General features: G+C 61.1%; 19 protein-coding genes and 1 pseudogene. 12 read left to right on the forward strand and 8 right to left on the reverse strand.

Going from position 1 to position 20,142, the window contains the following annotated elements; translation table 11 throughout:
- The 6 genes and pseudogenes from Q8K08_RS13655 to Q8K08_RS13680 all read left to right on the forward strand — a co-directional run.
- Positions 1-1,180, forward strand: a 1,180-nt coding sequence (locus Q8K08_RS13655) for an ISL3 family transposase (RefSeq protein WP_305250392.1), incomplete at its 5' end; no start/stop codon positions are given.
- A 54-nt stretch (positions 1,181-1,234) separates the two neighbouring features.
- Positions 1,235-1,873 (forward strand): IS110 family transposase, encoded by a 639-nt coding sequence (locus Q8K08_RS13660; protein WP_305250393.1) that lies wholly within the window; start codon positions 1,235-1,237, stop codon positions 1,871-1,873.
- 300 nt (positions 1,874-2,173) lie between these two features.
- Positions 2,174-2,578 (forward strand): annotated as a pseudogene (locus Q8K08_RS13665) (hypothetical protein); the annotation flags it as partial.
- Positions 2,579-3,039: 461 nt separating this feature from the next.
- Entirely contained in the window at positions 3,040-3,513 is a 474-nt protein-coding gene (locus Q8K08_RS13670; RefSeq protein ID WP_305250394.1) for a hypothetical protein, read from the forward strand.
- Between the two features lie 127 nt (positions 3,514-3,640).
- Positions 3,641-4,306 (forward strand): response regulator, encoded by a 666-nt coding sequence (locus Q8K08_RS13675; RefSeq protein ID WP_050526753.1) that lies wholly within the window; start codon positions 3,641-3,643, stop codon positions 4,304-4,306.
- Positions 4,303-5,664, forward strand: a complete 1,362-nt coding sequence (locus Q8K08_RS13680) for an ATP-binding protein (RefSeq protein WP_305250395.1) — start codon at positions 4,303-4,305, stop codon at positions 5,662-5,664. The genes Q8K08_RS13675 and Q8K08_RS13680 overlap by 4 nt, the downstream gene beginning before the upstream one ends.
- A 120-nt stretch (positions 5,665-5,784) precedes the next feature.
- Here Q8K08_RS13680 and Q8K08_RS13685 read toward each other — a convergent pair whose 3' ends face one another.
- The gene (locus Q8K08_RS13685; RefSeq protein ID WP_305250396.1) at positions 5,785-6,681 is read right to left on the reverse strand and encodes a LysR family transcriptional regulator; all 897 of its coding nucleotides are present in this window, start codon (positions 6,679-6,681) and stop codon (positions 5,785-5,787) included.
- A gap of 96 nt (positions 6,682-6,777) precedes the next feature.
- Between Q8K08_RS13685 and Q8K08_RS13690 the strand changes: the two genes are divergently transcribed.
- From Q8K08_RS13690 to Q8K08_RS13700, 3 genes are all read left to right on the forward strand, one after another.
- On the forward strand, positions 6,778-7,008 hold the full coding sequence (locus Q8K08_RS13690) for a heavy-metal-associated domain-containing protein (protein ID WP_305250397.1): 231 nt from the start codon (positions 6,778-6,780) through the stop codon (positions 7,006-7,008).
- A 67-nt stretch (positions 7,009-7,075) separates the two neighbouring features.
- Positions 7,076-8,995, forward strand: coding sequence for a cation-translocating P-type ATPase (locus Q8K08_RS13695; RefSeq protein WP_305250398.1), 1,920 nt, complete (start codon positions 7,076-7,078; stop codon positions 8,993-8,995).
- A 198-nt stretch (positions 8,996-9,193) separates the two neighbouring features.
- Positions 9,194-10,303 carry a polyheme membrane-associated cytochrome C gene (locus Q8K08_RS13700; RefSeq protein ID WP_305250399.1) on the forward strand — a complete coding sequence of 370 codons (1,110 nt, stop codon included), beginning with the start codon at positions 9,194-9,196 and terminating at the stop codon, positions 10,301-10,303.
- A gap of 84 nt (positions 10,304-10,387) precedes the next feature.
- On the opposite strand, the gene Q8K08_RS13705 is transcribed toward Q8K08_RS13700, so the two are convergent.
- The 7 genes from Q8K08_RS13705 to Q8K08_RS13735 all read right to left on the reverse strand — a co-directional run bounded on the left by Q8K08_RS13705 (position 10,388) and on the right by Q8K08_RS13735 (position 16,851).
- Positions 10,388-11,398 carry an FAD:protein FMN transferase gene (locus tag Q8K08_RS13705; protein ID WP_305250400.1) on the reverse strand — a complete coding sequence of 337 codons (1,011 nt, stop codon included), beginning with the start codon at positions 11,396-11,398 and terminating at the stop codon, positions 10,388-10,390.
- The gene (locus Q8K08_RS13710; RefSeq protein ID WP_305250401.1) at positions 11,379-13,583 is read right to left on the reverse strand and encodes a PepSY domain-containing protein; all 2,205 of its coding nucleotides are present in this window, start codon (positions 13,581-13,583) and stop codon (positions 11,379-11,381) included. Before Q8K08_RS13710 ends, Q8K08_RS13705 begins: the two co-directional genes overlap by 20 nt.
- Before the next feature lie 13 nt (positions 13,584-13,596).
- Positions 13,597-14,067: a DUF2271 domain-containing protein gene (locus tag Q8K08_RS13715; RefSeq protein ID WP_305250402.1), complete on the reverse strand. Its 471-nt coding sequence runs from the start codon at positions 14,065-14,067 to the stop codon at positions 13,597-13,599.
- A gap of 43 nt (positions 14,068-14,110) precedes the next feature.
- A complete protein-coding gene (locus Q8K08_RS13720; RefSeq protein ID WP_322573401.1) occupies positions 14,111-14,548 on the reverse strand; it encodes a PepSY domain-containing protein in 438 nt (145 codons plus the stop codon).
- A 169-nt stretch (positions 14,549-14,717) separates the two neighbouring features.
- Complete coding sequence (locus tag Q8K08_RS13725) at positions 14,718-15,050, reverse strand: hypothetical protein (protein ID WP_305250403.1); 333 nt, start codon at positions 15,048-15,050, stop codon at positions 14,718-14,720.
- Positions 15,051-15,122: 72 nt separating this feature from the next.
- On the reverse strand, positions 15,123-15,326 hold the full coding sequence (locus tag Q8K08_RS13730) for a hypothetical protein (protein ID WP_305250404.1): 204 nt from the start codon (positions 15,324-15,326) through the stop codon (positions 15,123-15,125).
- 169 nt (positions 15,327-15,495) lie between these two features.
- Complete coding sequence (locus Q8K08_RS13735) at positions 15,496-16,851, reverse strand: ferredoxin reductase family protein (protein ID WP_305250405.1); 1,356 nt, start codon at positions 16,849-16,851, stop codon at positions 15,496-15,498.
- A gap of 259 nt (positions 16,852-17,110) precedes the next feature.
- Between Q8K08_RS13735 and Q8K08_RS13740 the strand changes: the two genes are divergently transcribed.
- From Q8K08_RS13740 to Q8K08_RS13750, 3 genes are all read left to right on the forward strand, one after another.
- Positions 17,111-17,770 (forward strand): response regulator transcription factor, encoded by a 660-nt coding sequence (locus Q8K08_RS13740; RefSeq protein ID WP_305250406.1) that lies wholly within the window; start codon positions 17,111-17,113, stop codon positions 17,768-17,770.
- Complete coding sequence (locus Q8K08_RS13745; RefSeq protein ID WP_305250407.1) at positions 17,767-19,092, forward strand: ATP-binding protein; 1,326 nt, start codon at positions 17,767-17,769, stop codon at positions 19,090-19,092. Before Q8K08_RS13740 ends, Q8K08_RS13745 begins: the two co-directional genes overlap by 4 nt.
- Before the next feature lie 170 nt (positions 19,093-19,262).
- Entirely contained in the window at positions 19,263-20,018 is a 756-nt protein-coding gene (locus Q8K08_RS13750; RefSeq protein ID WP_305250408.1) for an SDR family NAD(P)-dependent oxidoreductase, read from the forward strand.
- The last annotated feature ends 124 nt before the right edge of the window (positions 20,019-20,142 follow it).

The raw sequence follows: 20,142 nt of genomic DNA on the forward strand, positions 1-20,142 counted from the left end.
TGTTCCACCACGCGCACGGATCATCGGGATCGATGATTGGAGTTGGCGAAAGTCGCAGAACTACGGGACGATCATCATCGACCTCGAGCGTCGCGCCGTCATCGATGTTCTCGAAGATCGTGATGTCGTCACATGCACCGACTGGCTAAGGCGTCATCCTGAGGTGGAAGTCATAAGCCGGGATCGCTGCGGTCTCTACGCCCAAGCCGCCCGAAAAGGAGCGCCGCAGGCGGAACAGGTCGCCGACCGGTTTCATATCGTGCAGAACCTTCGCATGGCAATCGAGGAGCAAATGAACTTGCACGGTCGCGCGACTGGCAGAGCATTGCTCTCCGATGCAGACAACATCAGCACGGCCAGTAACCTTCTGAAGTCACGTCTTGCGCACCGCAAGTCTCGCGAGGAGATATACGAGACAATTCGGGCACTTCGGCAGCAAGGGCTGACGTGCAGCGAGATCGGGCGGAGGACGGGGTTTCCCCGACGTAGCGTCGCGAAATGGCTGCAGTTCGAGACGCCACCGGACCGAAAGCGCGCGGTCCTCAAACGCTCGTCTGCATGGTATTTTGAAGAGTGCCTGAAGGAATGCTGGGAGAACGGTATTCGCAGCGGCAATGCACTGCTCCCTTTGATCCAAGAACGTGGTTACGAGGGCAGCCTGTCAAACTTGCAGCGGCTCTTGGCCGGATGGCGCAGAGCCGAAAAACAGGAACAGGAGGGACCCATCAAGGAAGATCAGATCCTTGCACCGGTCCGGGACCCGGAAACCGGGCACGCGATTTCCCCGGTTATCGCGGCCGCACTCTGCATCAAACCAAGAGGAAAGTTCACCTTGGAACAGGCGAGAAAAGTCGAAGTTCTCAAGGAAGGCTCGCCTGCCTTCACAACAATGCGGCGCCTCGCCATGCGTTTCAATGGCATCTTGCGTGGTCGAAAAGCAGACCCGCTGCCCGCCTGGATCGACGATGCGATCGAAACGGACCTAGCGCCCATCGTGCGGTTCGCCCGAACCTTGAACAGAGACATTGATGCGGTCAGGAATGCCATCGAAATGGAGTGGAGCAATGGTCAAGCCGAAGGCCAGATCAACCGATTGAAGACCTTGAAGCGCGCGATGTATGGGCGAGCCGGCCCGAACTTGCTCAGGGCCCGAATGCTCCCTCTGCACCACACAAATTGAGGATGACCCCAATTAAGGGCTACGCGACAGCTCAGCTTCCTGCTTCGGCATGGGTTGCGATACGAGAATGGCAGTTACTGGACGAAGCGCCACCGCCGTTGGCTCGCCGAACTCCGCCGCTTCCGCTTCTCGCATCAGCAACTGGCCTTCGAGGAGTTGAAGCGGGCTGTCGACCAGGCGGAGACCCGCGTTGCGACGCTGGATCAAGCGATCGATGAAGCGGTTCAGACGTGGCGCTTCGTCCCTGTCGTCGATGGCCTTCGCGCATTGCGCGGCGTGAACACGATCATCGCAGCGACCGTGGTCGCAGAGATTGGCGACATCACCCGCTTTGAAAATCCACGCCAGCTTATGGCCTGGCTCGGGTTGGTCCCAAGCGAGCATTCCAGCGGCAACACGACGCGGCGCGGGCGCCTGACAAAGACTGGGAACGCCTTGGCCCGCACGATGCTTGTCGAAGCGGGATGGTCCTATCGCCACCCACCCAAGGAGGGGCAGCCGTTCCTGAAGCGGTCAGCGCATCTGCCGCAGGAGATCAAGGACATCGGCTGGAAGGCGCAGACGCGGCTTTGCAAGCGGTTCCGCCATCTGTCAAACGCTGGCAAACCTCAGCCGCGCGTGCTCGCAGCCATCGCGCGCGAACTCGCGGGCTTCATCTGGGACATCGCACGCAAGACGCCGTTGCCCGCGTAATGCGGCGGCTCATACTGCCTGTGCAGTACGCTGGAGATGGCGGCCATTGATAGGGAAATCCTCGGCATACGTTGGGAAACATATCCGTTCTTAGAGAGAGGTAACCCGTATCGAATTTGGTCAGGCGGTAACCAATCCGCGGATGAGAGCATGACAATCATCGATTCGGCCACCGTCTCCAGCGCCTGCACAGGCTACATATTTGACGAACCCGTGTCAGCGCGGTAGTTTAATAGTGTCAGGAAACCTGAAAACGCTCATGAGAGGGTGTCATTCTGCACTCACCGGCATTCGACCCCAGAGATGACGGATCCGGACCAGCAGCGGCGCAGCACAGGTCGCAGCGGCGGCGACAGCGGGTTTGTGGGGCCAGCAGACAGTTCGTCCTATCTCAAAGCCCGCACGGCGCTGACGGTTTATCAGGCGCAGGAAAAACAGCTGGCGATCCAGAAGCGCAAGGGCACGCTGGTGGATCGCGCCCGCGCGGAAGCGCTGGTGTTTCGGCTTGCGCGGCAGGAACGCGACACGTGGGTCACCTGGCCCAGCAGAGTCGCCGCATTAATGGCCGCCGAAGTGGTCGCGGTGGTGGAAAAACAATCGGCCAAGCCAGTTACAATCGAGGCCGCGATCCTGCAGAGGGTGCTGGAAACCCATGTCAGAGCGCAACTCGAAGCCCTCGCCGATCTCAGGGTTTCGCTGGGATGAAGATGAGGGGGGGGTAAGAAAACCCAAAGACGATAAGATCAGCACATCGACTGGATAGCCTTCGCAATTTTATAGACGCCACCTCATTCTTGAGGTCGATCTGGACAAAGTTGCGGGCGTGACTGACCTCCTCAGGCGTTGTGTCCGACAGCGGCGAATTGTCGCAGCAGGTTTTCATAGCGGGAAGGTCGGCACTCATGCTCCGATGCGACCGGTCGGGTTTCAGGCGGGAAATGGACACTTTTGCATATGCCAATTGTAGCCCGACATGGCAGAAAGCTGTACCTGAGCCACAGCGCCTGCCTGGCAGACCGTGAAGATGCCTGAACATCCCCATTCTGCGCAAAACACCTTTCGAGGTGCTCGGGTGCGATGCTCTTAAGCGGCATTTAAGGGAAGGGGATCAGACAGGGTTCAGCGCGTCCAAAGAGATGCCGAAACGATCCTTGAAGGAGATCCAAATGCTGACTGTAAAATATATTGCCCCCGCCTTATTCGGGATTGCTCTTTCGCTGACCCCTGTGTCCGGGTTCGCACAAAGCACATCTCATGACGGGCATGCCGCAAGCGAGCTCGCCCTGACACTAAACGCTGGCGCCAAATGGCAGGGTGACGACAACATGCACAAGGGAATGGACGCCATCCGGACGGCCTTCGCCGCCGATCTCGACGCGATTCACGAAGATCGCCTGCCCGCTGAAGACTACAAGACGCTAGCGGCTGAGGTGATGGCGCAGACAGATTTCATGATCGAGAACTGTGTGTTGGAGCCAGCTGTTGATGAGCAACTTCACAGCGTCCTCGGTCAGGTCATCGAAGGTGCATCCGACATGGAGGCAGGCAGCGAGCCCCGCGCCGGTGCGGTGCTGGTCGTTGAGGCCCTCAATGCCTATGGCGAGCATTTCGAGCATCCAGGCTGGCAGCCGCTGGACTGATCCAGCCGATCACAGACACAAGTCGCACGGGCCGCAAGCGATCGTGGCCCGTGCTTGCTTCGCCACCGGTTCTGACGTTCAGTGTTCGGGCGGCAGAAAATCGGGGAAACAGGAGTTCATTCGGGCCATGCGCATTCTGCTGGTTGAAGACGACAGCCTTCTGGGCAAGGGCGTGGCCGCAGGTCTTGTCCAGGCTGGCTGGGCAGTCGACTGGGTCGTCGACGGCCTTGATGCCGAAGCGGCTTTGCGCACCAATTCCTATGACAGTATCGTCCTCGACCTCGGCCTGCCGGGCATCGACGGGCTCACCCTGCTCGGACGGCTGCGTGCGACGAAGGACAGCACCCCGGTTCTCGTGCTGACGGCGCGCGACACCCTTGCGGATCGCATTGCCGGACTTGATGCAGGGGGCGACGACTACCTGGTAAAACCGTTCGAGCTGACCGAACTGCAGGCCCGGCTGCGCGCACTTCTGCGCCGGTCAAAAGGTGCGTCAGGCCCGCTTTTGCAGCGCGGCAGGGTCGTGCTTGATCCCGCCAGCCACGCCGTGCTTCTGGATGGCGAACCGGTGGAGGTATCAGCACGCGAATTCGCAACCTTGCAAGCACTGATGATGAATGCAGGAAGGGTGCGCACCCGCAGCCAGTTGGAGGACAGCCTATATGGCTGGGGCGAAGAGATCGGCAGCAACACGGTCGAAGTCTATATCCACAACTTGCGGCGCAAGCTTTATGCCGACCTCATCCGCACGGTCCGCGGCGTGGGCTATATCATTGCGGCAGATGACAAATGATCCGCTCGCTGCGCCAACGGCTGCTGGTGATTCTTGGCAGTAGTATTGTCGCGGCCTGGCTGGCCACAGCACTTTTCTCATATCTCGACACAAGACAGCTGATTGATGAGATGCTGGACACCCAGCTGATGCAATCAGCCGATCTGCTTATTATCTTGCTCGACCGCCTGCCGCAGGGCGATCTTGCGGAACCTATGCTGCAACAACCGGACGCGGATGCAAATCAGATGATTGCTTTTCGTGTGCAGGATGGCCCAGTTGGCACGACAGGCGGAACCGTGGGTTCATCGAATTTTCCAACGGGCCGTTGGCAACCAGGGCTTCGCGATGCAGCCAATGATGGTCAGATGTGGCGCGTGTTCGGTACATCGGACGGTGCGGGGCGACGTATCCAAGTGGCGCTGCGCCAAGATGTAAAAGGAAAATTCGCCGACCTCGTGGCCGTTCATATCCTGCATCCGCTGTGGATTGCGATTCCGCTTCTTGCAGGTTTGATCTGGCTGTCTGTAGGATGGGGGCTGCGCCCGTTGCAGGACATCACCTCCGCCGTGGAGCGACGCAGCCCCGATGACATGCAGCCACTCGGCGTTGGTGCCGCGCCCGATGAAATCCGGCCGCTGCTTGAAGCACTTAACCAGCTGTTTGGCCGTATCGCCCTGCTTCTTGATCGCGAGCGCCGCTTTGCCGCTGATGCGGCGCATGAGTTGCGCACGCCGCTCGCAGCCATCAAAACGCATGCTCAGGTCGCCCGGCAAGAACGAGACCCCGGAAAGTGCGCATTGGCGATCGACGGGGTGATCGAAGGTGCCGACCGGGGCACCCGCCTGGTGGAACAGCTGCTTGTGCTGTCACGGCTGGAGCAGGAAGCGGTCATCGGCCCCTGCGAGACCGTGAACATATCAGATTTGGTGATCGAATGCGTTGCATCAATAGCGCCGGAAGCCGCAACCGATGGTATCGATCTGGGGGCCGCTGACATGCTTTGTGGTCGGGCGGTTGTGAACGGGAACGCTGATCTTCTTCGGATCATGCTGCGCAATCTGCTTGATAATGCGGTTCGCTATACCCTTGAGGGTGGCGAGGTAACGGCCTCCGTCGAAACCGTCAATCAGGCTGTCATTCTTCGGATCACCGACGGCGGGCCGGGTATTTCCTCGGACTTGCAGCAGCGGGTGTTTGATCGATTTTACCGTGTGGCGGGGAGCGGGCAGCAAGGGTGTGGCCTGGGCCTTTCGATTGTTTTGCGCATTGCCGAACTGCATGGCGGAACTGTCAACTTTGAGGGCGGAGCAGGCGAAGGCACGTTTGCCGTTATCGTTACTCTGCCTATCGTCGACCGGATGAAATTGTCGAGCTGAGGGCCCTACACGCATCTCCTGCCGCTTTGAGACTGCGTATCCCAGAATGGGGATGCACTCCCAGTCCGCAGCGTGCGCTGCGGCCCAGTGTCGTATATCCGGGCCGATGAAACGTTCGGATCAGATTTCCGGCCCTTTGGTACATTTTTTTAGGCTTTCCGCCAGTGCCGGTGTCAGGAATTCCAGCACGGCGCGGATGCGGGCGGTGTGGCGCAGATCTTCGTGGGTCAGCAGCCACAGATCAAGGCCGAAGGACTCAGGCAGTTCTGCGACGCGGATCAGGTCGGGTTTTTGTTCGGCAATGGCACAGGGCAGAACCGCGAGGCCAAGGCCCGCCTTGGCCAGTTGCACGGTGCAGGCGACCGAGTTTGAGCGGATGGCAGGCCGCACTCCGGGCAAGAGTTGCGCGAAAGGCCGGGTCAGGGCTGCGTGGCCGCCATCAAGGCCGATCCAGCTATGCGTTGCCAGATCGGGGTCGGTATGGGCGGCACAATAATCCGGTGCGCCATAGACGGCAAACTTCAACTGGCCAACGCGGCGCCCCACCAAAGTCTCGGGCGGGGTGTTGCCGATGCGCAGGGCAATGTCGGTTTCACGCCGCGACAGGTCCAGCGTCTGGTTGCCAACGGCGATGCCGACCTCAATCTTGGGATAGGCCGCGCGGAACTTTGCCAGATGGTCCGGCAAGAGCCAGAGCGCAAGCATATCGGTCGCGGTGATCCGCACGGTACCACTAAGCCGCAAATCTTGCCCCGTCACGGTGCGGTCAAGCGTGGCGACGTCTTCCTCGATCCGTTCCACAATGCCCAGCGTCTCCACGCCTGCCGGGGTCAGCGCATAGCCGGTCGGCATCCTCTCAAACAGCCGCACGCCCAGCATCTCCTCAAGCCCGGCGATACGGCGAAAGACGGTCGAATGATTGACCCCAAGGCTGCGCGCGGCCGCTGACAGGCCGCCCTTGCGCGCGACCGCAAGAAACACCCGCAAGTCATCCCAATTCGCAAGCTGTGTATTCATGCAAAGACGCCTTTCATTTTTAGCCAGTTCCTGTGCGCTGATTGTGTAGCCATATCATAAGCAGACGCAACCACGATCCCTTGAAAGGAACCAACCATGGCCGATACAAAAATCCACACAAAACTGCGCAGCGACGAGCTTTCCTGCCCATCTTGCGTGCCGAAAATTGAAAAGGCGCTGCTGGCCTTGCCGGGGGTGACAAAGGCTGAGGTGAAATTTGCCACTGGCCGCATTGAGGTCGAACATGACCCCGCGCAAAGCGATGTGGCCGCCCTCATCAACTCCATCGCCAAGACCGGCTACACCGCCAAAGCGTCGGCATTCTGACCCATAAATCACGCCGCCCCCACCCACCGCACACATGCGGTGGGTTTTTCTTGAAAGGAGAGAGCACATGTTTTCCGGGCTCATGGATATCTACCGACACCCCGCTGATCGGCGCAAATGGCTGACCATCGCCAGCGGCGTGTTCATCACCGCAGCACTGACCGCCTGGTACGGCTTCGGGATCGCCGCCCCCTGGGCACCGCTGATGACGATTGCCGCCGTGCTGGCCGGCTATGACATTGCCCTGCGGGCCTGGGCGTCACTGAAGCTGCGCCATCTCAGCATCGAGTTGCTGGTGATCGTAGCGGCCACCGGTGCGCTGTTCATCAACAACCACTGGGAATCCGCCGCCGTCACCTTCCTGTTCATGCTGGGCGCCTGGCTTGAGACCCGCACCATGAGCCGCACCCGTGGCGCGCTGAAGGCGCTGATCGACGCGGCACCGGCGACCGCAACAGTCCTGCGAAATGGCGAGACGGTTCAAGTGCCCGCCCATGAGGTGCAACTTGGCGAAACCGTTCTGGTCAGGGCCGGAGAGCGGCTGCCGGTCGACGGCGAGGTGGTTGAGGGCACCGCCGCGGTCAATGAGGCCTCGATCACCGGCGAGCCGATCCCGGCCGAAAAATCTCCCGGCTCAAAGGTCTTCGCCGGAACTCTGGCCGAAAACGGTCTGCTGCACCTGCGTGCCACCGGCGTTGGCGCCGATACCACGCTGGCCCGCATCATCACCCGTGTTGAGGAGGCGCAAGAGGCCAAGGCCCCGGCGCAGCGGATGATAGAATCCTTTGGGCGCTGGTACACGCCCGGCGTGTTCGTGATGGCGGTGGTCAGCTATATCGTCACGCGCAACGTCGAACTGGCACTGACGCTGCTGGTGGTTAGTTGCCCCGGCGCGCTGGTCATCTCGACCCCGGTTTCGGTGGTCGCAGGGATCGGCCGTGCCGCCCGCGCCGGTATTCTGATCAAGGGCGGCGAGCATCTGGAGAACGCCGGGCGCATCACCGCACTGGCGCTGGATAAAACCGGCACGCTGACCGAAGGCCAGCCGCGTCTGGCCGAAGTCATCGCGCTGGCAGGCCAAAACAAGGCCGATGTCCTGCTCTGGGCGGGTATCGCCGAGACTGGATCGAACCACCCGCTGGGCCGTCCGATCATCGAGGCCGCGCGCAAGCAGGGCCCGCTGCCCACTGCCGCGTCACTTGAGGAAATCGCCGGCATGGGGCTGATTGCGCGCCATGACGGTCACGACATCGCCGTCGGCAGCCACCGCCTGTTCGATCACCTCAAGATCGCCTTCAACGCCGAGGCGAAAGACGGCATCGCCCGCCTGCACGGGCTGGGCCATACGGTGGTGATCGTCGCGCGCAATGGCGAAGTGGTGGGTCTGCTTGGTCTGGCCGATATGGCGCGCGCCAGTGCCAAGCCGATGATCGACCGGTTGCACGCCCTTGGGGTGCACCGCGTGGTGATGCTGACCGGCGATCAGCGCCCGGCAGCCGAGGCGATTGCAGCGGCGGTCGGCGTCGACGAAGTGCATGCCGGGATGATGCCCGACGACAAGCTGGAGCGCATTCAGGCAATGCGCGCCGAAGGCCTGCACGTGGCGATGGTCGGCGACGGTATCAACGACGCTCCGGCGCTGGCGGCGGCTGATATCAGCATCGCCATGGGTGCGTCGGGCAGCGACATCGCCATCGAGACGGCGGATATCGCGCTGATGACCGACGATCTGGGCAAGATCGCCGAGGCGATGGAAATCGCCCGCGCCACCTTGGCCAACATGCGCCAGAACCTTGTGATCGCGGTGCTGACGGTCGTGGGGCTGCTGTTTGGGGTCTATACCGGCTCGATCCACATGGCGGGCGGTATGCTGGTGCACCAGCTCTCAGTGCTGATCGTCATCCTGAACGCCATGCGCCTGCTGCGGGTGCCAGCCGCTACGAAAGCACACAGGGCTGAAGCCAAGGCCAAAACAGCCGTGGCATAGCGACACCACCATCAAGACCCGAAAGCCCGCGCCAGATTGGTGCGGGCTTTTCGACTCGTAGCGCGGCGTGTCCGGTCCATAAATGTTTGATGATATTCCAGCCTGCAATGATCTGTCGCAATGACATGAAAATTTCTTCCGATCACCCTTCTTGAAAACAAAATGCCCATAAAGTGGCTTTCCCAGGGGGGGATCAATATGCATTGGATAACCAAAACACTCGCGCCTAGCATCATCTTATGCGGCCTGATCGCCGTTGGCTTTTCGGCCACGGCACAGGAACAGAGAAAGCCCGATCTGGGGAAGATCACCGAGGCGTGGCTCTCCTCGCCCCATGCCGACCGAAGCGCGGAAGCCTTCAAGCACTGGAATGATGAGGACATCCGGATGGTGCCAAAGGAATGTTCGACCTGCCATACCAGTCGCGGGATCATCGACTATCTGGGCACGGATCTGCGCGCGGTGAATGTGATTGAGCAGCCGCAGCCGCTGGGCTCGACCGTGGATTGCGTGACCTGCCACAACCCGAAATCAATGGCGCTGCAAAGCGTGGTGTTCCCCTCCGGCGCGCGTGTTGATGGGCTGGGCAAAGAGGCGATCTGCGCCACCTGCCATCAGGGTCGCGCCTCGGGTACGGATGTAACGGCAGCGGTTGCGGGGCGCGAGGATGATGTGGTCGCGGGCGATCTGACCTTCATCAACGTCCATTACAAAGCGGCGGCGGCAACCCAGATGGGCAGCGTGGCGGCGGGCGGCTATCAGTATGAGGGCCAGACCTATGCCGGCATTTTCATCCATGTGAAAGAGGAACCATCGACCTGCCTGTCGTGCCACAACCAGCACAGCCTGAAGGTAAAACCGATTGACACCTGCGTGACCTGCCACAAGGGGGCGACCAAATATTCCGATATTCGCAGCACAGAAATGGACGTGACCGGAACAGGCGACACGGCGCAGGGTATTGCCCATTCGATCACAACATTGCACGCCATGCTGGGGGCCGCGATCCAGAAATACGCCGCCGAAGTTGCGGGGACGCCGGTTGTCTATGACCCGCACGCCTTCCCGTATTTCTTCATCGACACGGATGGAAATGGCGCAATCACCCCCGGCGAGGCGATCTTTCCGAACCGCTATCAAAGCTGGACACCGCGCCTGCTGAAAGCGGCCTATAACTATCAGTTCATCGCCAAAGACCCCGGCGCCTACACCCATAACCCGCATTACGCGATCCAACTGCTGCAAGACAGCATGGCCGATCTGGGCAAGGCGGTAGAGGTTGATATGGCCGGGATGGTCCGGCCGTAACCTGCGCTACCGTTGATGCTTGCGGCAAGGCTGCCAATCCCCGCCCCGGTTTACTTATCTGACCGGCGTGGGGTCTTCAGCGCCTTACAACAGTCCGTGTTCGCCAGCTTCTGACCATTCACCCTCTTTTGCCAAGCCCTCCGCCGCTTGACCAAACACGCGCCCAACAGGCATACTTCGAATGCTATCCGTATTGTCACGCAGCAAAAACAACGCGTCGAGCCTAAATTGTCGGGCAAGCGTCGCACCATCGTCCAAGCCCATAACCATCAGCGCGGTCGCCCAGGCATCGGCCTCGGCACAGGTCTGGGCAATGACGGTGACCGAGACAGGCGGGGCCAGCAATGGCGCGCCTTTGGTTGGGTCCATGGTATGCGACAGGCGGCGTCCCTGCACATTGACCCAGTGACGGTAATCGCCCGAGGTCGCAACGGCGGCGTCTTGCAGCGCCAAGATGGAATGCGGAGTGCGGCGCGTCATGTCGGGGGCCTCTACCGCGATCGTCCAGGGGGTGCCGTCCGGCCTTAACCCAAGCGCGCGCATCTCGCCGTCGATGCCGACAAGGGCGGAGGTAATCCCAAAACCGGTCAGCACCTCAGTCAGCCGGTCGACACCGTACCCCTTGGCAATCCCGTTCAGGTCTAGCGTGATCGGGGCACGCTTGCGCGCGCGCCCCGCTGCATCAAGGTCTAACACCTCATACGCAGGCAAGCGCGGCGCGCTCATCGCGGCGCGGATGTCTTCGGGTGTTGCGCATTGCGGACCAAAGCCCCACGCTGCCACGGCGTCGCCCATGCCAATATCAAACGCCCCATCTGTCGCCCGCCCAATTTTCAAGCCAAGGCGCAAAACCGTCATCAGCCGCGCCGGAACTGCCACCCATTCATCGACAGGTGCCGCGTTCAGACGCGTCAGATCGCTGGTGGGGTTCCATGTGGACATCTGATCATCCACCTCTCCTACCGCTGCTTGAAGTGCGGCCTGCACGGGTGCGGGGTCAAACCCCTCTGCCCTATAAAACAGCGCAGACCAGCGCGTGCCCATGGTGGGGCCGTTCAGCGCATGGCGCTGCAAGTCAGTAAACATCTTCGACATAACGCCCCTCTGCTTTCAGTGCGATTGGCGTCAGCCCAACGGGGGCGAGAATATCCGCCAGCGCATCGGCGACCCCGACGGCCATCTCTCGGCCGCCGCACACCATCACCCGCGCGCCATCTCGGATCAGTCGGGCAACCTCCGCCCCCTCAGCGCGCAACGCGTCCTGAACATAATGCGGCTTGGCCCCGCGTGATATGGCTGTGACCAGTCGGGTCAGGTGACCCTGCGCCTGCCAGACCCCGAAATCTTCGCCGTAAAGAAAGTCACTGTCGGGGTGGCGCATGCCAAAGAACAGGTGAATCGGGCGGTTGCGGGCATTGGCACGGGTGAAGCCTGCAAGCGGGCCGATGCCGGTGCCCGCCCCGATCAGAATCAGCGGTGCAGCGCTGCGGTCCGCGTGGAACCTGGGGTTGGGGCGCAGGAAGGCGGCCACGCTGTCACCGGGTTCCAACGCCATAAGCTGGCCGGAGCAAAGACCGCCGGGCAGTTTTCGGACCACAACCTCAACAAAACCATCCCGACGTCCCGAGGCCAGCGAATAGAAGCGGGGCAACGTCGCACCCTCGGGCAGGATGCCCAAAAGGTCGCCCGCCTGAAACCGACCAAAGCCACGGCCCGTCAAACGTCGCCAAAGCGAAATCTTCGGCAGGGCAAAGCGCAGGATTGCGGTCTGGGCCTGCACCTCGGCCCCGTAATCGCGGCGGGACATCAGCGTCAAAGGCTGCGATTGCGGCACAACCGGTAGGTGGGTGAGGGCAAGGGTGATGCCCATAGCGGCCCCAAGCGCCTGGCCCCAGCGGGCAAAATCCTGCGGCGATTGGCGGTCGACGGTATCAAAAGCAAGCAGCTCCTGCCAGCCTTTGGCCTCGGCGGCAGTAGATACCGCTTTGGCAAAGGTGCAGTATTGCGGAAAACTGCGATCCCCAAAGCCAAGCACCGCGAGCGGGATTGCGGGGGCGGCGTCACCCTGCTCAAGCCGGTCAAGAAAACCTCTGGCCGAGGCAGGTGCAGCCCCATCGCCATAGGTCGCGGCAAGCACAATAATACGGTCCGCACGCGCATAGCGTTTTGGATCAAAAGCCGACATCGGTGCGGCATGAACAGTTTGCCCGGCCTCGGTCAGCGCGCGGTGCAGCGTTGCCGCAAAGCCCCAGGTGCTGCCGCCCTCGCTACCAACCAGCAGAATCGTTTGCGCCTGCTCGGCGGGTTGATTGCCCCGGATCTGCGGCCTGCCGCGTCGCGCCGCCAGCCAGATCACAACACCCGTCACGCCCATCACCGGCACGCCAAGCGCCATCATCCCCAGCACCAACCCCAAAACTGCCGCCCCCTGCCCGGTATGCAGCATCACGATGGTTTCCGATGCCCGTTCCCACCCGGTCAGATCGGCCCAGCCAAGCAACGCGCCGGTGCCTTGGTCAAGGTATCCGGTGCCGCTGTCAGTCTTCAGCGTAAAAACATCAGTGGCGTCATCCAGATAGGGAAAGCTCAACTCGCGCAGCGCTGACGCTGGGGTCTGCCCGAGCAGATCAATTGCACCCGGTATCATACCCGTCTGACCACTTGGCGCTGCATAGCTCAGCGTAGTGCCGCCATCGGGGAGAAAATCAAAGGTGGAGGCGGTCATCCACAGCGCCGTAAGCGAGGACAGCACAAGGCCGACAATGGCGACGCGCGCGATTTCCACATGCAGCCGCCCCGATAGCGGTCCGCGCAAGGGTGCGAACCAGCGCCGCCAGCCGCCGGCACGCCGCACCACAAGCACCGCGCCAGACAGCGCCAGCACCAGCATTGCCGCCGCCCCTGCTGCCATAGCAATGCGCCCGCCATCCCCCAAGAACAGTGAGCGGTGCAGGTTGGTCAGCCAGCGTTCAAATCGATTGGGGTCGGCTGATGCGACGCCCTGGCCGGTTGCAGGGTCGATGACCGCCGCGCCTGGTGTGCCGCCATCGAACCAATAAGCGGTGATCCGGCCAGACGGCGCGCGCCGGATTTGTTCAACCCCCGGATAGGCAGTCTGGATGCGCGCTGCGAGGTCGGCCACGCTCAGTCCGGCCTCGACCTGCGGCGCAGTCAAACGCTCGGCAGCTGGAAACACCGACAGCACAGCGCCGCTCAGCGCCAGAACGGTTATCAGGGCAAGGGCCAACAGACCCGGCCAACGGTGAAGGATGCGGATCATGGCCCTGCCTTTCTTACATGTCGTAGGTGAAGCTGGCGACGTAGCGACGCCCTTTCACGGCTGTTCCGGCACCAGTCGTGGTCAACGGCACCGCAACCTCATTCGGGCTGTTGCGCATCTCCTCAACCGCGGCGTCGATATGCAGGGTATAGCCCGCGTCAAACAGCGCATCGGCCAGATCCAGCGTAATCTCCAGTGTCCGGCCTGCGCCAACACTGGCCCCGGTGATACCGTTGATCTGGCCCAAATCGCCGCCAGTGGCACGATACCAATCGCTCAGGCTATCGTAATATTTCGACTTGCCACCCGCCATCCAAAGCGTGCCTGCATAGGCCCCCGAAGGATCAGTGACATAAAGCGCAAGATAGGCACCGTCGCCGCCGTAATTGCTCAGTTGCGTGGTCAGCGTGACCGGCCGTGCAATAGCAAGGCCGGGAAGCGTCAGCGCCGTTGTCAGCGCCAGAGTTGCGAGAAGGGATTTCATCGGGATTTTCCTTTTTAGTCTGGGAAGGAGCGGGCGTGCGGGATCATTTCACCAGAACCTTTGGTGGCGCGCCGTTGCCAAAGAGGGGGTTTGGAGGTGCCATGCTGGGTGCTGTGGGGTTTACTGCGTCCTTGCGATCACGACGCGGACGATCCTTGTCATCGTCATCATCGTCATCATCGTCGTCATCCCCGTCATCACTCTTGTATTTCATCTTGATTATCCGAAGCGTCGCGGGGTCGATCTTGGCCTTGATTTCCCGCCCAGTGGCATCGCGGCCTTTGATCTCATAGCAACCGTCATCGATCTTGATGCGGCGCAGGGTCCAGCCGTTGTCTTGCGCCAAGCGCTCCACCGCCTCGCGCGGCTGCCAATTGGCCAGCGGCACAGAGCAATCATCATCGGCAAACGCCATGCCCGCCGGGAGGGTGGCAAGCAAAGCGAGGACTGTCAGAGTCCTTTTTATGGGGGTCTTTTTCATTGGGGGTCTCCTTCCACCTGATAAGATCACCCTAGAGGGGGCACCTGAGGGGGGGCTGACGGTCTGGCCGTTTTTGCTTCAGCTTGGCGTCAGGAACGCGACAAAAAAGAAGGCCGACTGCGACAGTCGGCCTTTCATTGAAGTGTGCCCATGTGGCGCGACCCTTGGTTCAGTTCCGCTTGTCGGTTTCATGCGGATTGCCAACGCCCATCATCGGGAAGGGGCTTGAACCATTAAGCGGGCCGGGATCTATTTGAAATCCGGCGGGGCGTGGGATGCTCAGCTGCGCTTGCAACGATGCGCCGACAAGCAGTGCCGCGGGGTAAAGCACCTGAACATCGCTCACCTCATGCCAGATCATCCGCTCGGCAAGACGCACGGTTTCGGGTTGCCCGGCCTCATCCGCTGCGGCGTAGAGATCAACAAGGGCGATAACGAGGTCCACATCGCTGTCGTGTATCTGCGCCAGCTCTGCCTCCAGCACCTGCAACCGTTCAGGCATTTGCGGGTCCTTCGGCATCTGCCCACCGGCGGCGACATCGGTAAAGCCAAGGATCGGCAAGATGAGCCTTTCCTACGCTGCGTTATGCGGCCCCATAAGGTCGGCCGCGACGCGAGCTGTGCTGCCAACCGCGCCGGACTTGTCCGCGACCTGTTCAAGCTGTGACTGGAAATCCGCGTGAACGGCGCTCAGGGAATATGGCGCCTCAAAGGGGGCGGCCAATACTGTCGTGGCCAGTGCGGACAGGACTGCGGATACAACAAGGTTCGTATGCATGATATTCTCCTTTCATCTGATGTACTCAATCTGCGCTCACCAACTGATCCGCACCTGACGAAGCCGCAATTATTGCTTCAGCTTGCTGTCAGAAATGACAAAGCCCCGCCGGGAACCTGCGGGGCTTACGGGCACTGTTTTGCGGCCTATCGATCTGATGAACTGCATCTCATGCGAATTCAAAATGCTCAAACCGCACCCGTCGCGGCGTCTGGCCGCGGGTTTTCAGATCCTTGAGGATTCCATCCTTCAAGCCCTTCGGCCCGCAGAACCAAAGTTCGGCCTCCCCAACCGGGAAGCGGACCGACCCGATCACATGGTCCCCTGTCAAGCGCCCATCGCGCGCAGTCGCAACCACCTCATAGCTGAAGCGCGGATTGCGCCCGACCGCAGCCTGCAGGATTTCCAGACCGATTGCGTCTTCCGGCGTGCGGACACAGTAAAGGAGGTGGATTTCACGCCGCTCCGTCTCCGCGAGGCTCTCTGCCCAGGCGAGAAACGGCGTGATGCCAATACCGCCAGCCAGCCAGATCTGCCGCGTGCCGCCCTTGCGGAAATTGAACCGTCCGTAGGGGCCTTCGACCTGCACGCTCATGCCCGCTCGCAGGGCGTCGGGCAGTCGTCTTGTCCAACCGCCGAGCGCCCGTATATACAGTGTCAGCGTACCATCAGGGCGCGCGGCGCTGGCAATTGTGAAGGGATGCGGCTCTGACAACCCAGCCTCAGGCGCGCGGACAAAGGCAAACTGCCCCGGCCGCCAGCGCATGGCCCGCCCCTTGGGTGTCAGGGTCAGTGCTGTAATCTCCCCTTGCCGGCTGACCCGACTGACTGTGAACGCCCGGCGGCGCAGATGCGGGGCTATGAACTCGGTATGGACCCATGAGATCAGCCCGGCGATTCCAAACAGGTTCAGAAGCACTGATAGCGACGGATCAACCCCGGTTGGCAGGTCGACGAAAAATTGGTGAAACACGACGATAGCGAAAAGAACGCCCATGAAGCGATGGCTGAAACGCCAGAGCGGATAAGGAATCTCCAGCCTGACAAACGGAAGCCGTCGGAACCAACTGATCGCGATCAACGCAAGCAGCGCATTGAAAGCGAACTCGCCTGCGTCGCTGGCGAAATCGCCCAACCCGGTCTCCCGGACCGTGCGCTCAAAGTCGGGTTCAAACTGGTCATGCAGGATCATCAGGACCAGCGCCGATATGCCAAGCCATTTGTGAACCCGGTACATGCGGTCGAGCCCGCCAAAGGCAGGCTCCAGCAGGCGCGGGCGCGCCGCAAGGATCAGGGTCTGGCTCATGGCGACGACGGCAGCGGCCCCAACAGCGATTCCGATGGCCACATCAAATCCATAGGGCGCATAAGTGACGAAGCCGAGGACGCCCGCCAGAATGCACGGCAGCCCGACCATCAAGAGCCCGGTCACATTCAGGGCGCTGCTCGCGGCAGGAACCCCGGGGATGGATCGAAGGTTTGACGCCAGGCGGGTATTGCTGGCGCGTTCTGCTACATCCGACATTGCCTCGCTACTCCCTGTCCTGCCGCGCATCGGCCTCACGCAGGGGCCGATGCGCCAAAGCCACCCCAGCCGGAAAGACCATCAGAAGGTCGAGAATTGTTAATGTCTTCTTCATAGGTCAAACTCCTTGCAGGGTTCATCGTGCTACAACTCATGCGCGGTGAAACTGACAGCATCCTGAAGCGTTTGCCCTGGCCGCATCAGCGTTGCGTCAGGTAGACCGATCATTAAGGGTCATAGTGAAAGGAACCAACCGGCCATGCGCATCCTGCTGATTGAGGACGACACCGTCTTGGGCTCTGCCGTGCGCGACCAGATCGCTGGCGACGGCCAGTCGGTGGATTGGGTCACGCGACTTGATGCGGCGGGCGATGCGATTGCAGGGGCGGCCTATGATCTGCTCTTGCTTGACCTGATGCTTCCGGATGGGCGCGGCATTGGGTTTTTGAAAACCTTGCGCGCGCGGGGCGATGTGACGCCGGTGATTATCCTGACCGCGCTGGACCAGATTTCCGACCGGATTGAGGGGCTGAATGCGGGTGCGGATGACTACCTTGTGAAACCCTTTGATCTATCGGAACTTTCCGCACGGATCGGGTCCGTCGCGCGCCGCTATTCCGGCAACCCCAACCCGATCATCAGCCACGGCGCGCTGACCATCGACATCGCGTCGCGCACCATCCGCAGCGAAGGCAAGCCGATCCTGCTGACCGCCCGCGAATGGGCGTTGTTTGAGGCGTTTCTAGCCCGCCCCGGTCAATTGTTGTCCAAACCGCAGCTTGAAGAAAAGCTTTATACTTTTGACGCGGAAGTGGAGAGCAACACCATCGAAGTTCATGTCAGCCGCCTGCGCAAAAAGCTTGGTGCAAGCGTGATCGAGACTGAGCGCGGCATGGGTTATCGTCTGGGCACACCATGAGGTGGCCGCGCAGCCTGCAATCGCGTCTGGCCCTGTCGCTGGGTGTTCTGCTGACGCTTCTGTGGGTGGCAGCGGCTTGGGGGACCAGTGTCGCACTTCGGCATGAAATGGATGAGGCCTTCGATTCCGCCCTGCAAGAAACCGCACAACGCCTGCTGCCGCTTGCGGTTCTGGACGTGCTTGGGCGCGACGAGGATGATACCCCGCAACGTCTGGCCACTATCCGCGACCACGATGAATTCTTCACGTATATTGTCCGCGACGCACGGGGCCAGATGCTGTTGCAATCCCACGCGGCAGAGGCTGCGGTCTTTCCCCCTTATGATGGGGTGGGGTATCACCAGACTGCAACCCACAGGCTCTATACCGAGGCCGCCTTGCAAGGCAGCATCCGGATTACCGTGGCGGAGCCCGTGGAGCACCGCAGCACGGTTGCACGCAACATCCAGATCGGTCTTGCACTGCCGCTGCTTGTCGTAATTCCCGCAGCCCTGCTCGCCATTCTTCTGGCGGTTCGGACAAGCCTGCGCCCGCTGAGAGAGTTCCGCAAAACTCTTGGCGGACGCGATGCGCATGACCTGTCGCCGGTCCCGACCAAAGGCCTGCCTTGGGAAATCGCCCCGGTAGCGGCCACACTGAACGACGTCTTTGAGCGCTTGAAAGCCAGTTTTGATGCCGAGCGCAGCTTTGCCGCCAATGCCGGGCATGAATTGCGCACCCCGCTTGCGGGGGCCATCGCACAGGCACAACGCCTTCGGTCCGAAACCAGTGAGCCTGGCACCGTGCAAAGGGCCACTGACATTGAGGCCACACTGAAGCGGCTAACACGCGTGGCCGAACGCCTGATGCAACTGGCCCGCGCCGAAGGCGGGCAGCTTCGCCTGGATCACGCTTCGGACCTGCGCCTGGTGGCACGTCTTGTCGTTGCGGATATTGACCGCACGGCTGCGCCTGATCGCATTAGACTGACGCTGCCGGAACAGCCCGTGATGTCAGACCTCGATCCCGATGCATTCGGCATCCTTTGCCGGAACCTGATTGAAAATGCCCTGCGTCACGGACAGGAAGGCAGCGCGGTCGAGGTTGAGTTGACGGCAGACGGCACTTTGATCATTGCAAACGCGGGGCCGGTTGTTCCTGCGCAAACGCTGGCCCGCCTTACTGCCCGGTTTGAGCGCGCGGGGGCAAGTGCCGAGGGAAGCGGTCTTGGCCTTGCGATTGTCGCAGCGATTGCGGACCGGTTGGGAAGCGAGTTGATCCTCAAATCACCCCGGACCGGCCAAGCATCGGGTTTTGAAGCTCGTCTGAAACTATCGGTTTAGGCTCGGCGTCAAAATCATTCCGCCCGGCTTTGGGATTGCCTCACTGACGCTGATCCACATTACACCCGCGCCTGCATCTCATTTGACAAAAAATCGATGCCCGCGATGAAAATCGGCTCTCGCATCCCTATGTTGGTACGAGAATTCACAGTTTTCAAAGGGGAAAAGCCATGGATCTGCGGTTTGACGGCAAAACGATTATTGTGACAGGCGGGGGGTCGGGCATTGGTGCTGCCACAGCCGAGGAACTCGCGACGAGTGGTGCCACCGTGATTGTCGCGGACCTTGACCGGGCCAATGCCGACAGCATTGTCAAAAACATCGCGAGCAAGGGCGGCAAGGCCCATGCCTGTACCGTGGATGTGGCGAAGGCCGCTGAGGTCGAAGCGATGGTGAAATTTGCGGTCAAGACGACCGGCGCGTTGCACGGGATTGTCAATAACGCGGGCATCGGGGGCCCCTCGGCGCCAACTGGCAGCTATGATGTCGAGGCGTGGCAAAAGGTGATCAACATCAACCTGTCCGGCGTTTTCTATGGGATGCGTTTTGCCATCCCTGAGATTGAAAAAGCGGGTGGCGGCGCGGTGGTCAATGTGGCCTCGATCCTCGGCTCGGTCGGTTTTGCGGGGTCCTCGCCCTATGTCAGCGCCAAGCATGGCGTTCTGGGGGCGACAAAAAATGCGGCGCTTGAGCATGCAGCGACCGGCGTGCGGGTCAATTCCGTGGGGCCGGGGTTTATTCTGACGCCGCTAGTAAGCAACGCGCTGGACGCCGTAGCGCTGAAGCAGCTTGAGCGTGAGCACGCCCTGAACCGGCTTGGCACGCCCGAAGAGGTCGCGGCGCTGATCGTGTTTTTGCTGTCGGATCGTGCCAGCTTTATCACCGGGTCGTATCACTTGGTCGATGGTGGCTATACGGCGCGCTAACCTTGCGGGCCCGCTCTTGCCGGGCGGGCCACGGGGTCAAAGGCTGATCGCGATTGGGAACTGACGATCTGTTTAGCTGGGCTGCAAAGCAGCACATCAAAGCCCTGACATCTGGCGGCATTTA

This window comes from Pseudotabrizicola sp. (genome assembly GCF_030684215.1).
Taxonomy (GTDB): domain Bacteria; phylum Pseudomonadota; class Alphaproteobacteria; order Rhodobacterales; family Rhodobacteraceae; genus Pseudotabrizicola.

Excerpts from the sequence above, each read along its gene's own strand:
- Q8K08_RS13670 (WP_305250394.1), top strand. The coding sequence starts at position 3,040 with ATGCTGACTGTAAAATATATTGCCCCCGCCTTATTCGGGATTGCTCTT.
- Q8K08_RS13675 (WP_050526753.1), top strand. The coding sequence starts at position 3,641 with ATGCGCATTCTGCTGGTTGAAGACGACAGCCTTCTGGGCAAGGGCGTG.
- Q8K08_RS13680 (WP_305250395.1), top strand. The coding sequence starts at position 4,303 with ATGATCCGCTCGCTGCGCCAACGGCTGCTGGTGATTCTTGGCAGTAGT.
- Q8K08_RS13685 (WP_305250396.1), bottom strand. The coding sequence starts at position 6,681 with ATGAATACACAGCTTGCGAATTGGGATGACTTGCGGGTGTTTCTTGCG.
- Q8K08_RS13690 (WP_305250397.1), top strand. The coding sequence starts at position 6,778 with ATGGCCGATACAAAAATCCACACAAAACTGCGCAGCGACGAGCTTTCC.
- Q8K08_RS13695 (WP_305250398.1), top strand. The coding sequence starts at position 7,076 with ATGTTTTCCGGGCTCATGGATATCTACCGACACCCCGCTGATCGGCGC.
- Q8K08_RS13700 (WP_305250399.1), top strand. The coding sequence starts at position 9,194 with ATGCATTGGATAACCAAAACACTCGCGCCTAGCATCATCTTATGCGGC.
- Q8K08_RS13705 (WP_305250400.1), bottom strand. The coding sequence starts at position 11,398 with ATGTCGAAGATGTTTACTGACTTGCAGCGCCATGCGCTGAACGGCCCC.
- Q8K08_RS13710 (WP_305250401.1), bottom strand. The coding sequence starts at position 13,583 with ATGATCCGCATCCTTCACCGTTGGCCGGGTCTGTTGGCCCTTGCCCTG.
- Q8K08_RS13715 (WP_305250402.1), bottom strand. The coding sequence starts at position 14,067 with ATGAAATCCCTTCTCGCAACTCTGGCGCTGACAACGGCGCTGACGCTT.
- Q8K08_RS13720 (WP_322573401.1), bottom strand. The coding sequence starts at position 14,548 with ATGAAAAAGACCCCCATAAAAAGGACTCTGACAGTCCTCGCTTTGCTT.
- Q8K08_RS13725 (WP_305250403.1), bottom strand. The coding sequence starts at position 15,050 with ATGCCTGAACGGTTGCAGGTGCTGGAGGCAGAGCTGGCGCAGATACAC.
- Q8K08_RS13730 (WP_305250404.1), bottom strand. The coding sequence starts at position 15,326 with ATGCATACGAACCTTGTTGTATCCGCAGTCCTGTCCGCACTGGCCACG.
- Q8K08_RS13735 (WP_305250405.1), bottom strand. The coding sequence starts at position 16,851 with ATGTCGGATGTAGCAGAACGCGCCAGCAATACCCGCCTGGCGTCAAAC.
- Q8K08_RS13740 (WP_305250406.1), top strand. The coding sequence starts at position 17,111 with ATGCGCATCCTGCTGATTGAGGACGACACCGTCTTGGGCTCTGCCGTG.
- Q8K08_RS13745 (WP_305250407.1), top strand. The coding sequence starts at position 17,767 with ATGAGGTGGCCGCGCAGCCTGCAATCGCGTCTGGCCCTGTCGCTGGGT.
- Q8K08_RS13750 (WP_305250408.1), top strand. The coding sequence starts at position 19,263 with ATGGATCTGCGGTTTGACGGCAAAACGATTATTGTGACAGGCGGGGGG.